The sequence below is a fragment of the Polynucleobacter sp. 39-46-10 genome (assembly GCF_002282275.1).
The window spans coordinates 1-14,529 of sequence record NZ_NCJB01000045.1; the positions used below are offsets into that span (position 1 = coordinate 1).

The window sequence follows — 14,529 nt, forward strand, 5'->3', positions numbered from 1 at the left end:
CCGGAGAAATTAATTCATGTCTTCTTATAAAGAGCTTTTAGCCCAACGGGAATTGTTGGATAAACAGATTAAAGAAGCGGTTCTACGTGAAAAAGCTGACGGTATTGCTAAGGCTAAACTCATCATTGAACAGTACGACTTAACAGCATCTGACTTATTTAGCCGCAAGGCTGGTGCGCGTAGTTCTAGCGGCAAGGTTGCTCCTAAGTACCGCAATCCATCCACTGGAGATACCTGGACCGGTCGCGGTAAAGCGCCAAAATGGATCGAGGGAAGAGATCGCAGTAACTTCTTGATCTAAGATATTGATTTAAATAGATTTAGTTTTAAAAAAGTCCGCCCAATGTAAATTGAGCGGCCTTTAATCTTTACTGAAATAAGCTCAGCATCTCTAGACACACTTCCTATTGAGCGCCTGGATAAATATAGGCTCTAAGAGTTCATTGCGATTTTTTTCTCCTAAGGTGCTCTCAAGCTCCGGATTGGTAGCAGGATACCCAATAATCAGGGGATTTTGGTCAATTAAGCCGTTTTGAACCTCTTCCTTCAGGACTTCTGGGTACTGCGACCTCACACCTACAGTGTTTTCATCGGCCAGACCCAGTACCCCTGGGTGAAGGCGAATAAATCCCTCATCTACTAATATAGGAATACGTTGTGTATCCTTGTTTTTACTCAAATAATGTATCAGATGAACCTGCTCAACTGGCGGTATTAGGGCATCTAGAAATATTAAGTCAGGTGCAATGGAAACTGCTTTCATGAGGCCTTCTAGGCTATCCACGGATACTTCCATTTCTACTTTTAGTTGCCAGCATTGAATAGATTCGATTAATTCATGGCTATTTTCCACTCGCCTAAATATCCCCATGGCAATACAGTTTTGAGTGGTCTTTTGTCGCATAGCCCTTTTGCGGCGAGCAAGCTGCTGATCAAGTGAGCTTGCCAGGATACGGCGGTGACCCCCACGAGTTTTCCAGGCGATTAATTCTCCCAATTCAACCATTTTCTGGACAGTGCCAAGGGACACCTGCAGAACTTTTGCGCTTTGACGGGTGCTTAGATATTCCAAATCAGGGGTAATTGCTTTCATATGTCCTTAATCTCATTAATTCATTTGAAGATTTAGAGAATACGAATCAACTCTTGGGGAATCTGTCAGGAGCGGTTTAAATCAGAGTAGGAAAATTCTTATTCGGGACTCATATGGGCAAATACCCCCAAAAGCCCCAAAATCAGGGAAAGCCCTTTATGAATCAATGGGTAATCGTGTTAAATTAGCACCGTTGTATGAGTATTCGCACAGATCAATTCGTAAAGCGGTTTAGCCGTAGAGCGAATGGTTTTAACCACAGTTTTTATTCGGGAAACCCGATGAAAGGTGAGCATCATGATGCAGGATCAAAGAGATAACTCCTATCTCTTCGGCGGAAACGCCCCATACGTAGAGGAACTCTACGAATCCTACTTGCACGATCCGGCTTCTGTAGCTGATCATTGGCGAGACTATTTTGATAATGTGAAGCAAATTCCAGCGGTCGATGGTTCATCTAGAACTGATGTTGCTCATGGACCTATTGTTGCTTCATTTGCAGAGCGCGCGAAGCAGGGCCCCATTCGTACAGTGTCCGCCGATTCGGCCGACTCTGCCATGGGTCGCAAGCGCGTTGCCGTTCAACAGTTGATTGCGGCGTATCGTAACGTCGGTAATCGTTGGGCGGATACTGATCCGTTGAAGCGCACAGAGCGTCCAGATATTCCTGAATTAGATCCGGCCTTTTATGGCTTTGGTGATGGCGATATGGATATCGTCTTTAATACCAGCAATACCTTCTTCGGTAAAAACGAGATGACCTTGCGTGATTTATTGCAAGCATTGCGTCAAACCTACTGCGGCACTTTGGGTGCTGAGTACATGTTTATTGCTGACCAAAAGATTAAAAAGTGGTGGCAAGAGAGATTGGAATCAATTCGCTCAACCCCACATTTCAATGTAGATCAAAAGCGTCAGATTCTTGATCGCGTAACCGCGGCAGAAGGCTTGGAGCGCTACCTCCAGGCTAAGTATGTTGGTCAGAAACGCTTTTCACTCGAGGGTGGTGAAAGCTTCATCGCCTGTATGGATGAGTTAATCCGTGAGGCCGGCGCCAAGGGCGTTCAAGAAATCGTCATTGGTATGGCTCACCGCGGTCGTCTCAACGTACTGGTAAATACTTTAGGCAAGATGCCTACCGATTTATTTGCTGAGTTTGAGCACAAGGGCCCAGAGACCTTGCCTGCTGGTGATGTGAAATACCACCAAGGTTTTTCAAGCGATATTTCTACCCCGGCTGGTCCAGTGCATTTGTCATTGGCATTCAACCCATCCCATTTAGAAATCGTGAACCCAGTAGTAGAGGGTTCTGCCCGTGCCCGCATGGAGCGTCGTGGAGATATGCTGGGTGAGCAAGTGATGCCCGTACTAGTGCACGGTGATGCGGCAATCGCAGGCCAAGGAGTCATGCAAGAGACTTTGGCTATGGCTGAAGTTCGTGGCTATTCCACTGGTGGCACGATTCACATTGTGATTAATAACCAAATTGGTTTCACTACATCGGATCCACGCGATTTACGTTCAAGCTTGTATTGCACCGACATCATGAAGGTGATTGATGCGCCGGTATTACATGTGAACGGCGATGATCCTGAGGCAGTGGTGTTGGCAACGAAGTTGGCGGTTGAGTTCCGCAGCTTGTTCCACAAAGACGTTGCAATTGATATTGTTTGCTTCCGAAAACTCGGTCATAACGAGCAAGACTCTCCAGCAATGACTCAGCCTTTGATGTACAAAATCATTGCCGCTCATCCTGGCACACGCAAGCACTATGCCGATAAGTTAGAGGCTCAAGGTGTATTGCCTGCCGGCACTGGCGATTTAATGGTCAAGGAATACCGCGCCGCCATGGATGCGGGCAAGCAAACTTCTGATCCAGTGTTGAGTAACTTCAAGGGCAAGTTTGCCGTAGATTGGTCACCATTCTTAAATAAGAAATGGACTGATGAAGCCGATACCGCAATTCCATTAACTGAGTGGAAGCGCTTGGCAGAGAGAGTCTCAACAGTCCGTGAGGGTTTCCAGGTTCATCCACTCGTTGAGAAGGTGCTAAAAGATCGCGCAGCTATGGGTCGTGGTGAAACGAATATCGACTGGGGTATGGGTGAGCACATGGCTTTCGCATCCTTAGTAGCAAGTGGTTACCCGGTACGTTTGTCTGGCGAGGATAGTGGTCGCGGAACGTTTACCCATCGTCATGCGGTACTTCATAACCAGAGCCGTGAGAAATGGGATGAAGGGGTCTATATTCCCCTTCGACACATTGCTAAAGATCAAGCACCATTCTTGGTAATTGACTCGATTCTGTCAGAAGAGGCTGTGCTTGGTTTTGAATACGGCTACGCTGCAGCTGAGCCTAATACCCTGACTATCTGGGAAGCGCAGTTTGGTGACTTTGCTAACGGCGCTCAAGTAGTGATTGACCAATTTATCGCTTCAGGCGAAGTGAAGTGGGGTCGTGCAAATGGCTTGGTCATGATGTTGCCTCATGGTTACGAAGGTCAAGGACCAGAGCATTCATCTGCACGTCTTGAGCGTTTCATGCAGTTATGTGCCGACACCAATATGCAGGTGATTCAGCCAACGACTGCTGCGCAGATCTTCCATGTATTGCGTCGCCAGATGATTCGTCAGTTCCGCAAGCCGCTGATCTTGATGACACCAAAATCACTGTTACGCAATAAAGAAGCTTCTTCCCCGTTAACCGAGTTCACTAAGGGTGGTTTCCAAACGATTCTTCCAGAGCGTGATGACAGCATCGACGGTAAGAAGGTGACTCGCTTAGTAATGTGTTCCGGTAAAGTTTATTATGATCTCGCTAAAACTCGTACCGAGAAAAAACTTGAAGATGTGGCGATTATTCGTTTGGAGCAACTCTATCCGTTCCCACACAAAGCATTGACTGCTGAGTTGAAGAAGTATCCGAACCTAGAAGAGGTTGTGTGGTGTCAGGATGAGCCGCAAAACCAAGGCGCTTGGTTCTTTGTTCAGCACAATATTTTGGAGAACATGTCTGAAGGCATGAAGTTGGCATACGCAGGTCGTCCAGCATCAGCTTCACCAGCTTGTGGATATGCCCATCTCCATCAAGAACAACAGAAGTCTCTTCTTACTGCAGCATTCGCAAAACTAAAGGGTTATGTCATTACGAAGTAATCGTAGACGTTGCTCAATATACAAATACTAAATAGGATTAATCATGGCTATTTTTGAAGTTAAAGTTCCCCAGCTCTCCGAGTCAGTAGCAGAAGCTACTTTGTTGCAATGGAAAAAGAAAGTCGGCGATGCCGTTGGTCAAGATGAGATCTTGATTGAAATTGAAACCGACAAAGTAGTATTAGAAGTTCCAGCACCATCTGCTGGCGTGCTTACAGAGATCGTGATTGCTGACCGCGGTACTGTTGTAGCAGAGCAGTTGATTGCAAAGATTGATAGTACTGCAGTTGCTTCTGCAGCTCCTGTAGCTGCAGCTGCCCCAGCCCCAGCAGCTGCTCCAGCTAAAGCTGCCCCTGTAGCGAAGTCATCTGGCGCAGTTGCTGCACCTTCTGCTGCAAAAATCCTCGCAGAGAAAAATCTCGACGCTGGTCAGGTTTCTGGTTCTGGACGCGATGGCCGTATTACTAAAGGCGATGCATTAAATGCTTCTGCCGGTGGTGCAAAATCTGCTGCCTTGCCAAGTGCACCGTTGCCGATGGGTGATCGCCCAGAAGAGCGCGTGCCAATGAGCCGCTTGCGTGCTCGTATTGCTGAGCGTTTGCTTGAGTCCCAAGCAAACAATGCCATCTTGACTACATTTAATGAAGTCAACATGGCTCCAGTAATCGCTATGCGTAACAAGTACAAAGATCAGTTTGAAAAAGTCCATGGCGTGAAGCTAGGTTTCATGTCTTTCTTTGTTAAAGCTGCTACCCATGCTTTGAAGAAGTTCCCATTGTTGAATGCTTCTGTTGATGGTAATGACATCGTCTACCACGGTTACTTTGACATCGGTATTGCAGTTAGCTCACCACGTGGCTTGGTAGTTCCAATTCTGCGTGACGTTGATCAAATGAATTTGGCTGATATTGAGAAGAAGATTGCTGAGTTTGGCGTTAAGGCTCGAGAAGGCAAGTTGTCATTAGAGGATTTAACTGGCGGCACATTCTCGATCTCTAACGGTGGCGTATTTGGCTCCATGCTTTCAACTCCAATTATCAATCCTCCACAGTCTGCAATCCTAGGTATTCATGCAACTAAAGAGCGTGCAGTGGTTGAGAATGGTCAAATCGTGATTCGTCCGATTAACTACTTGGCTTTGTCATATGACCACCGCATCATTGACGGTCGTGAGGCAGTTCTAGGTCTGGTTGCTATGAAGGATGCACTGGAAGATCCTTCACGCCTCCTTCTTGATTTGTAATAAGGAAGAACATGAGCCAATCATTTGATGTATTAGTAATCGGCGGTGGCCCAGGTGGCTACATCGCCGCGATTCGTGCCGCACAATTAGGCTTCAAAGTTGCCTGTGCTGAATCGAATGCTTACGACGATCCAAAGGGTGAGGTCCGCTTAGGTGGAACTTGCTTGAACGTTGGTTGCATTCCTTCCAAAGCCCTGTTGGCCTCTTCTGAAGAATTTGAGAAGATTAGTCATCATGTTGCTGACCACGGTATCACCGTCGGATCAGTGAAACTTGACTCAGGCAAGATGATCGCTCGTAAGGATGCGATTGTGACCAAGATGACTGCTGGTATTCAGTTCTTGTTCCGCAAAAACAAAATTACTTTGCTAAAGGGGTATGCCTCTTTTGAAGGTAAGGGCGCAGACGGATATCAAGTCAAGATTGATGGCAAAGATAAAGAAGTGGTTACGGCCAAAAACGTGATCATTGCTACTGGATCAAAAGCGCGTCACTTGCCAGGTATTCCTGTCGATAACGTGTTGATTAGCGATAACGAAGGCGGCCTGAAGTTTGATTCCATTCCGAAGAAGCTTGGTGTGATTGGTGCTGGCGTAATCGGTTTAGAGTTGGGCTCTGTATGGCGCCGTGTGGGCTCTGATGTGACTATTCTTGAGGCGCTCCCAACTTTCTTGGGTGCCTGCGATCAAGGTATTGCAAAAGAGGCTCATAAGATCTTTACCAAGCAAGGCCTCAAAATGAATATGGGCGTTAAGATTGGTGAAGTGAAGGCCGACAAAAAAGGTGTAGTTGTTAATTACACTGATAGCGAAGGTAAAGCTCAGAAATTAGAGTGCGATCGTTTAATTGTTTCTGTTGGTCGCGTTCCGAATACCGAAAAACTAGGCCTCGATAAGATTGGTCTCAAAGTGGACGAGCGTGGCTTTATTCCAATTGACGATCACACTTGTGCAACCGCAGCGCCTGGTGTTTATGCAGTGGGTGACGTGGTTCGTGGACCGATGTTGGCACATAAAGCGGAAGATGAAGGTGTGCTTGTTGCTGAAACAATCGCAGGTCAAAAGCCGCACATCGATTACAACTGCATTCCTTGGGTGATCTATACCGATCCAGAAATTGCTTGGGTTGGTAGAACTGAAGAGCAGCTGAAGCAGGCTGGCATTGCATACAAAGCAGGTCAGTTCCCATTTGCTGCTAATGGTCGCGCCTTAGGCATGGATCGTGCCGATGGTTTTGTCAAAGTTTTAGCCGATGAAAAAACAGATGAAATCTTAGGCGTTCATATCATTGGCCCAAATGCTTCTGATTTAATTGCTGAAGCAGCTGTAGCAATGGAATTTAAAGCGGCAGCTGAAGATATTGCTCGTATCTGTCATCCACATCCAAGTCTATCGGAAGTGGTTCGCGAAGCAGCATTGGCGACGGATAAACGTGCGTTAAACATGTAATTGAAAGCATTAGAGTATTACCATCAAGAGTTAAAAGCGCGCGGGTATCAAAGTGATCCCGCGCAGCTTGCTGCTATTGAGCGCTTGCAGCGCTGTGAAGATGAGTGGATTGCTTATAAAGAAATTCGTAGCAATGGCTTAAAAAAGAAACTCTTTAAACCAAAACTCCCCCGAGGCGTCTATTTATGGGGTGGTGTTGGACGTGGCAAATCTTTTTTGATGGATTGCTTCTTTGCGGCATCCCCTTTGGAAAAAAAGATCCGCATTCATTTTCATGAGTTCATGCGAGAGGTTCACCGCGAGCTTCACGAGCTATCTGGTATGGCTGATCCGCTGGATGAACTATCTAAAAGAATTGCCAATAGATATCGACTCATCTGTTTTGATGAGTTTCATATCAATGACATTGCGGATGCGATGATTCTGTATCGCTTGCTCACCGCGCTGTTTGAGGATCGCGTCCAATTTGTCATGACTTCAAATTACCAACCCAGTCAGCTTTATCCAAATGGCTTGCATCGTGATCGTTTATTGCCGGCTATCAAATTACTGGAAGAGCAACTTGATGTCTTAAATGTAGATGCAGGCAATGACTATCGTCGCGTACAGATGGCTCAAGTTCAGGCTTATCTCACACCAGTTAACGCCGCAACTCACGCAATATTGATGCAAATGTTTCAGACCCTGATTGGAAATCAAAAAGAAACGATCCGCCCAGTTCTCCGTATTGAATCTCGTGAATTAAGACCCCTGCATATGGCTGAGGGAGTGGTTTGGTTTGACTTTCAGACCCTCTGCTGCGGTCCTAGGTCTCAAAATGACTATTTGGAGATAGCCAACCAGTTTCATACAGTTATTCTGTCTGGAGTACCTTATATGCCCCCTAGAATGACCAACGAAGCCCGTCGTTTTATTTGGCTGATTGACGTTCTATATGACCATAAGATCAAATTAATCATCTCTGCAGAGGTTCCTGCGGTGGATTTATATACCGAAGGCCAAATTACCAGTGAGTTCTCTAGAACGGTTTCCCGCCTGATTGAGATGCAATCCCGTGACTACCTAGATGCACCTCGCCGGGTAATTGATACCAGCTTGACCTAAAATAAGGTCATGATCAGCAATTCCAGCCTAAACGCCGATTTACACTGTCATTCCGTTGTGTCCGATGGAACCTTAACGCCTGAGCAGTTGGCTGAACGCGCCCATGCGAATGGCGTTCGTTTGTGGGCTCTAACGGATCATGATGAATTGGGTGGTCAAGAGAGGGCCCAGGCTGCCGCAAGCTCACTTGGGATGGACTACTTGTCTGGGGTCGAGATTTCAGTGACCTGGATGGGTCAGACTATTCATATCGTTGGCTTGGGAATTGATGCCGCCCATGCAGGAATTCTAGAGGGCTTGCGATTAACCCGTGAAGGTCGCGGTAATCGCGCCAAGCAAATGGCTGAGCAATTATTAAAGGCCGGCATACCTGGTGCTTATGAAGGCGCTCTCCATTTTGCTGGCAATCGGGACCTTATTTCACGTACACACTTTGCACGATTTTTAGTGGAGCAGGGCGTATGTCGGGACACTGAGCAAGTCTTTAAAAACTATTTAGTTGAAGATAAACCGGGTTACGTGCCGCACTTGTGGGCAAGCTTAGATGATGCCGTTGCTTGGATCAAAGGGGCTGGGGGTGCTGCGGTCATTGCGCATCCTGGCCGTTACAAGCTGAGTGCCATGCAGATGGATGAGCTCTATAAGCACTTCAAAGAAATCGGCGGTATGGCCATTGAGGTGATTACTGGTAGCCACAGCCCCAATCAATATCAAACCTATGGCAAGATTGCCCAGCACTATGGATTCTTAGCTTCTCGAGGCTCGGATTTTCATGATCCCGAAGAGAGTTATATTGATCTGGGCACATTGCCTCATTTGCCAGACCACTTAACCCCGGTATGGTCCCTATTTCACTAACCGATTTCTCCTATTTGCTTAATAAGTTTTAATTACCCTTAAAGAATAAAGATCAAGATGTTTGCAGAACGCGTTCTCTCTGGCATGCGACCAACTGGTAGCTTGCACCTCGGCCATTACCATGGTGTTTTAAAGAACTGGGTTCGCTTGCAGTCCGAGTATCCCTGCTACTTTTTTGTAGCAGACTGGCATGCGCTAACGACTCACTATGAAACCCCAGATGTTATTGAGCAATCCGTATGGGACATGGTGATTGACTGGTTGGCTTGTGGCGTTGATCCAAACCAAGCTACTTTATTTATTCAGAGCAAAGTGCCTGAGCATGCAGAGCTATTCTTATTGCTATCTATGGGTACTCCATTGGGCTGGTTAGAGCGGGTTCCAACCTACAAAGACCAAATCGAGAAACTCAAAGAGAAGGACTTGCAGACTTATGGTTTCTTAGGCTACCCCTTATTACAGGCTGCCGATATCCTAATGTATCGAGCGCAGTTTGTTCCGGTAGGCGAAGATCAGGTACCACACGTTGAGATGACGCGTGAAGTGGCGCGTCGTTTTAATTATCTTTATGGACGTGAACCTGGTTTTGAAGAGAAGGCGTTGGAGGCTGTTAAAAAATTGGGTAGCAAGCGTGCCAAGATGTACGCTGAATTGCGTGTCGCTTTTCAGGAGCGAGGTGATGATGAGGCACTAGAGCAAGCTAAAGCATTGCTGCAAGAGGCGCAAAGTCTTTCGATGGCTGATCGGGAAAGATTATTCGGTTTCTTAGAAGGCGCTCGCAAAATTATTCTGCCAGAGCCACAGGCTTTGTTAACCACTGCATCGCGCATGCCAGGTATTGATGGGCAGAAGATGTCTAAGTCTTACGGCAATACGATTGCCATTCGTGAAAAGCCTGAAGAGGTGATTCGCTCAATTCGTACGATGCCAACCGATCCTGCTCGGGTTCGCAGAACCGATCCAGGCGATCCTGCGCGTTGTCCCGTGTGGCAACTCCATACGGTCTATTCAAGTGAAGACACCAAAACCTGGGTTCAAAAAGAATGCCAGTCCGCAGGTATTGGCTGCTTGGAGTGTAAGCAGCCCGTGATTGATGCAATTCTTGCTGAGCAGCAACCCATGTTCGAACGTGCCCAGAAGTACTTGGATGATCCTAGCTTGTTGCGTTCCATTATTGCGGATGGCTCTGACAAGGCGCGCAAGGTTGCTCAAGAAACCATGCGCGAGGTCCGTGAATCGATGGGCTTAGCGTACGATTAAGGTCGCCCCTTGACTGCAATACATGGTGTGATCGCAGATGCCTCTCCTTGGGTAAGGCGTTTTGCCTTAACTATTCCCAGGCATGGGTTGGTTCTTGACCTTGCTTGTGGTGCTGGGCGACATACTGCTTTACTAGCTTCTTTGGGCCATCAGATTCTGGCGGTTGACCAAGATATTTCCATGGTGGAATTACTTAAAAGTGACTCTATTCAAACTCAAGAGCTAGATCTTGAGGGTTCGGACTGGCCTTTGCTGAACCAGCAGTTTTCAGCCATTGTGGTGACTAATTACCTCTACCGCCCATATTTGGATGAATTGCCCAAAATATTGGCTGAGGGTGGCGTTTTAATCTATGAAACCTTTGCCGATGGGAATGCTGAGTTTGGCAAACCATCAAACCCTAATTTCTTGCTTAAACCAGGGGAATTGCTTGCTTTGGCGCAGCGTTCAGGCCTGAAAGTGATTGTCTATGAGGATATTTACCTTGATCAGCCTAAACCAGCCATGGTTCAGCGGATTTGTGCTGTAAAAGGGCATTTAAAAGGGTACGTTCCGTTACAATTTGGTGGTTAACATTCAGATAAATCAGACACATTCAGTGACCAATACAACACAATCCCAAGCTAGTAAAAAGCCTATCGTAGGTAGCATGCCCGCCATTGTGACGCCGATGTTCGAGGATGGAAGTCTGGATTTTCCGGCCTTACGTTCCTTGTTGGATTGGCACGTTGCCGAAGGCTCTGATGGAATCGTCATTGTTGGTACGAGCGGAGAGTCACCCACAGTTTCTGTAGAGGAGCATTGTGAGCTGATTAAAGTAACCGTCGACCACATTGCTGGACGTATTCCAGTAATCGCTGGTACTGGTGGAAATTCCACTACTGAGGCAATTGAGTTAACCAATTTTGCCAAGTCGGTTGGTGCTGATGCCAGTCTTCAGGTGGTTCCTTATTACAACAAACCGACTCAAGAGGGCATGTATGCCCACTTCAAGAAAATTGCGGAGTCGGTAGATTTGCCCGTGATTCTATACAACGTTCCCGGTAGAACTGTTGCTGATCTTGCTGGTGAGACTACCGTTCGTCTAGCAGCAGTGCCAAGCATTATCGGTATCAAAGATGCTACCGGTAGCATTGAGCGTGGCACTTTATTGCTGGCCGATCTCAAGCGTGCTGGACATGAAGATTTTTCTGTATTTTCAGGCGACGATCTGAGTGCGGCAATGCTGATGCTCATGGGTGGCAAGGGTAATATTTCCGTAACGGCAAATATCGCCCCACGTTTAATGCATGAACTATGTCAAGCAGCGATGTCTGATGATGTCATTAAGACGCGCGCAATTCAATATCAATTACTGGCTGTTCATAAAGCCATGTTCACTGAGGCAAATCCGATTCCTGTGAAATGGGCTCTGCACGAAATGGGCAAAGTCACTGCGGGAATTCGTTTGCCTTTAACCCCTTTAAGCGTTGCTTTGCGTGAACCTTTGAAGACTGCAATGAAACAGGCTGGCTTACTATGATGAATCTGAAGCAACTCTTGCGCCAACATTGTGCAACCTTATTAATCCTTTCTTTTGCAAGTTTTACTTTGCTTGGATGTAAGTCTGTAGGAACAAACGATACGGTTGATTACAAGTCTGCTGGTGCTGTTCGTGGGCCTAACTTGTCTTACCCACCAGATCTCATCACTGCTCAAGCAGATCGTCGTTATATCGTTCAAGATGGCTCTGCCACGATGTCTGAATACAATGCCGCAGTAAAAAAATCTGTGCAGACTCGCAAGAATGTCATGACTGGCATTCCAGGCATGCGAATTGCTCGTGATGGTGAGCGACGCTGGTTGGTGGTTGAAAAGCCGGCCCCAGAGCTCTACCCACAAATCAAAGATTTCTGGCAAGAGAATGGTTTCCTATTGGTAATTGACTCACCATCAACCGGAATCATGGAAACAGACTGGGCTGAGAATCGCGCCAAGATTGCGCAGGACTTTATTCGCAATATTGTTGGCGGCGCCTTAGATTCGATTTATGACACTGGTGAGCGTGATAAGTACAAGACCCGTCTTGAAGTAAGTAAGCCTGGTGAAACCGAGGTTTACATTACCCAACGCGGCGCTATTGAAAAATGTACAACGGATGGTACCGGCGCCTGTATCTCCACTATTTGGACTGCCCGCCCAAATGACCCTGAGCTTGAAGCGGCATTCTTAGCTCGTTTAATGGAGCGCTTGGGCATGACGCAAGAAATGGCCAAGGCTCAGGTTGCAGTACCACTGGGCCCAAAGACGCCAAAAGCGAAGCTGGTTCAAGAAGGTGTTAATACTGCCCATATTGAAATGGCTGCAGGCTTTGATCGCGCATGGCGCGACACAGGCCTTGCTTTAGATCGTTCCAACTTTACTGTTGAAGACCGTAACCGTGCTAAGGGCGTTTACTACGTTCGCTATGTCAACCCTAAGGACTTGGGTGATACCAAAGGATTCTTCACAAACCTGTTTAGTAGTAAGGACGACTCTAGCTTGAAGGCAAAGAAGTATCTCGTAGTGGTTAAATCTACTGGTGATAATTCTTCAAGCGTTTATGTTCAAGATGCAGATGGCAAACCAGAAAATACCGCGGCTGGATTCCAACTCTTAACTTTGCTAACTGAGCAAATGGCTAGGTAAGCATTTGGACTAAAAACTTAGCTAATAAAAAAGCCGCTTTTCAGCGGCTTTTTTTCTTCAAGAAGAAGATTACTTCTTAGCGTCAGCAGCTGGAGCAGCAGCAGGTGCAGCAGGTGCAGCAGCAGGAGCGTCAGCAGCTGGAGCAGTAGCAGGTGCAGCAGGTGCAGCTTCTACAGGTTTTGCTTCTTCTTTTTTACCGCAAGCGGCCAAAGCGATTGCCAACATTGCTACGAGTGCTAGTGACTTCTTCATTTGTAATTTCCTCTTAAAAAATTATCATTAATAACCGGTTATTAGTACAAGGAAAGTACAGGGTTAGCCCCTAGGTACTTTCCAGTGTTCATTATAGCCATCTCCCAATATGGGGTTAAAAAACTAGCCAGCCAGCGTCAAAGGCTTCAAAAAGGCTATTCTTCGACCCAATTTTCCCTATAGTGCCCTTAAATTGCCTACTTGCAGCTAGCGATTGCCAAGCGGCTTGTATCAAGGTGGGTTGATTGCTAGTCATATCTTCACCATTGCAGTAAATCACGGTGCCCAAGGCTAATAGCCTTGTTTGGGGGTGCGGATGCAGAGCTTGCTTGGTAAGCTGGCGCTTAAATTCTTCGGGTGAGAGATTATTTGCCATGCCATCAAAACAGGCTTGAGGTTTTGGTTCGCTAAGATAGGCGGTTATGCCGGGAAGAAGTGTCTCTACGCGATCCAGTTTTAAATCCTTTAATTTTTTAGCCACCTGCTCAATGAGTTCGTCTGGAAGCTGTTCTGAATCATGAGTTGCGCTTTGCTGGGGATCGGCAAAACGTTTTTCTAGATCAGGAATATCTTCAAGTGATTCAGCTAGACGCCAGAGGCCTTCTTGTAATAATTCTTTATAACTTTGCGCCCTAAAGCCAACGGACCAGGTTTGGCAGCCTGCATCTAGGGCAATGCCATCATGGGCAATATGGGGTGGCAGGTAAAGCATATCGCCAGGCTCTAGGTCCCACTCCTGTTCAACTTTAAAGTCCCGCAAGATCTTCAAAGGAAGATTGGGATTCAAGCTTAAATCCTTTTGTTCGGAAATACGCCAGCGCCGACGACCTGACATCTGAATTAAAAAGACATCATAAGAATCAAAGTGGGGGCCAACGCCGCCACCGAGACCGGCAATACTAATCATCAAATCATCTAAGCGTGCATTTGGAATGAAGCGAAACCAGGAAAGGACTTTGGCAGCTGCAGGATGTTTTGCCTCCATACCTTGGAGCAGAAGTGTCCAGTCCGGCATCTCGAGAGAAGGGATAGATTTTTTCTTGAATGGACCGTTCGAAAAAGTCCAAGGCTTGGATTGAATTAATCTAGGCTCAACCGAATCATCACCCGCTATTTTGTATAAATCTTCCGGGGATATTGCGCTGCCTAGAGGCTCCCCTATTTGTTTTGCAAGCTCAAAGGCGGGGATGGCACCGCGTACTAAAAGTGGCCTCTTATGCCAGTAGGATTTCATGAACTGCTGAGGGCTATTTCCACCTAGAAGAGCCCAAGGGCGACCTAGGGGGAGGTTTTGGGGCGCCTGCGGCGGATCGTAGGGCTTGCTCAAGTAAAATGCAGTCATATCAGTAAGAAGCTGTTTAAAACACAATGTTGAATGAATTACGCATGAAGATCGAAAAAAATACCGTTGTATCCCTGCGCTACAAATTAACTGATGCGCAAAACAA

Annotated in this window: 13 protein-coding genes; 10 read left to right on the forward strand and 3 right to left on the reverse strand. The window is 46.7% G+C overall.

The genetic code is table 11. The features are described 5' to 3' along the window. Positions 1–16 precede the first annotated feature (16 nt). Positions 17–301 (forward strand): H-NS histone family protein, encoded by a 285-nt coding sequence (locus tag B7X71_RS05770; RefSeq protein WP_015421017.1) that lies wholly within the window; start codon positions 17–19, stop codon positions 299–301. A gap of 90 nt (positions 302–391) precedes the next feature. Here the strand turns inward: B7X71_RS05770 and B7X71_RS05775 are convergent, their stop codons facing one another. Next, positions 392–1,093: an excisionase family DNA-binding protein gene (locus B7X71_RS05775; RefSeq protein WP_293600353.1), complete on the reverse strand. Its 702-nt coding sequence runs from the start codon at positions 1,091–1,093 to the stop codon at positions 392–394. Between the two features lie 297 nt (positions 1,094–1,390). On the opposite strand from B7X71_RS05775, the gene B7X71_RS05780 reads away from it, so the two are divergent. The 9 genes from B7X71_RS05780 to bamC all read left to right on the forward strand — a co-directional run bounded on the left by B7X71_RS05780 (position 1,391) and on the right by bamC (position 12,829). After that, positions 1,391–4,249, forward strand: a complete 2,859-nt coding sequence (locus B7X71_RS05780) for a 2-oxoglutarate dehydrogenase E1 component (protein ID WP_293597826.1) — start codon at positions 1,391–1,393, stop codon at positions 4,247–4,249. A gap of 43 nt (positions 4,250–4,292) precedes the next feature. Beyond that, positions 4,293–5,492, forward strand: coding sequence for a 2-oxoglutarate dehydrogenase complex dihydrolipoyllysine-residue succinyltransferase (gene odhB, locus B7X71_RS05785; protein ID WP_293597825.1), 1,200 nt, complete (start codon positions 4,293–4,295; stop codon positions 5,490–5,492). 11 nt (positions 5,493–5,503) lie between these two features. Beyond that, on the forward strand, positions 5,504–6,940 hold the full coding sequence (gene lpdA, locus B7X71_RS05790) for a dihydrolipoyl dehydrogenase (protein WP_293597824.1): 1,437 nt from the start codon (positions 5,504–5,506) through the stop codon (positions 6,938–6,940). Further along, positions 6,941–8,044 (forward strand): cell division protein ZapE, encoded by a 1,104-nt coding sequence (gene zapE / locus B7X71_RS05795; protein ID WP_293597823.1) that lies wholly within the window; start codon positions 6,941–6,943, stop codon positions 8,042–8,044. A 9-nt stretch (positions 8,045–8,053) separates the two neighbouring features. Continuing rightward, positions 8,054–8,902 carry a 3',5'-nucleoside bisphosphate phosphatase gene (locus B7X71_RS05800; RefSeq protein WP_293597822.1) on the forward strand — a complete coding sequence of 283 codons (849 nt, stop codon included), beginning with the start codon at positions 8,054–8,056 and terminating at the stop codon, positions 8,900–8,902. A gap of 57 nt (positions 8,903–8,959) precedes the next feature. Next, positions 8,960–10,162, forward strand: a complete 1,203-nt coding sequence (locus B7X71_RS05805; RefSeq protein WP_293597821.1) for a tryptophan--tRNA ligase — start codon at positions 8,960–8,962, stop codon at positions 10,160–10,162. Positions 10,163–10,171: 9 nt separating this feature from the next. Next, positions 10,172–10,735, forward strand: a complete 564-nt coding sequence (locus B7X71_RS05810; RefSeq protein ID WP_293597820.1) for a class I SAM-dependent methyltransferase — start codon at positions 10,172–10,174, stop codon at positions 10,733–10,735. 76 nt (positions 10,736–10,811) lie between these two features. Further along, positions 10,812–11,684 carry a 4-hydroxy-tetrahydrodipicolinate synthase gene (gene dapA / locus B7X71_RS05815; protein ID WP_293597828.1) on the forward strand — a complete coding sequence of 291 codons (873 nt, stop codon included), beginning with the start codon at positions 10,812–10,814 and terminating at the stop codon, positions 11,682–11,684. Beyond that, positions 11,684–12,829 carry an outer membrane protein assembly factor BamC gene (gene bamC / locus B7X71_RS05820; RefSeq protein ID WP_293597819.1) on the forward strand — a complete coding sequence of 382 codons (1,146 nt, stop codon included), beginning with the start codon at positions 11,684–11,686 and terminating at the stop codon, positions 12,827–12,829. Before dapA ends, bamC begins: the two co-directional genes overlap by 1 nt. Before the next feature lie 69 nt (positions 12,830–12,898). On the opposite strand, the gene B7X71_RS05825 is transcribed toward bamC, so the two are convergent. Together B7X71_RS05825 and B7X71_RS05830 are read right to left on the reverse strand one after the other, a co-directional pair. After that, the gene (locus B7X71_RS05825; protein ID WP_293597818.1) at positions 12,899–13,081 is read right to left on the reverse strand and encodes a hypothetical protein; all 183 of its coding nucleotides are present in this window, start codon (positions 13,079–13,081) and stop codon (positions 12,899–12,901) included. A gap of 115 nt (positions 13,082–13,196) precedes the next feature. Then, positions 13,197–14,423 carry a cupin domain-containing protein gene (locus B7X71_RS05830; RefSeq protein WP_293600354.1) on the reverse strand — a complete coding sequence of 409 codons (1,227 nt, stop codon included), beginning with the start codon at positions 14,421–14,423 and terminating at the stop codon, positions 13,197–13,199. Positions 14,424–14,529: the final 106 nt, after the last annotated feature.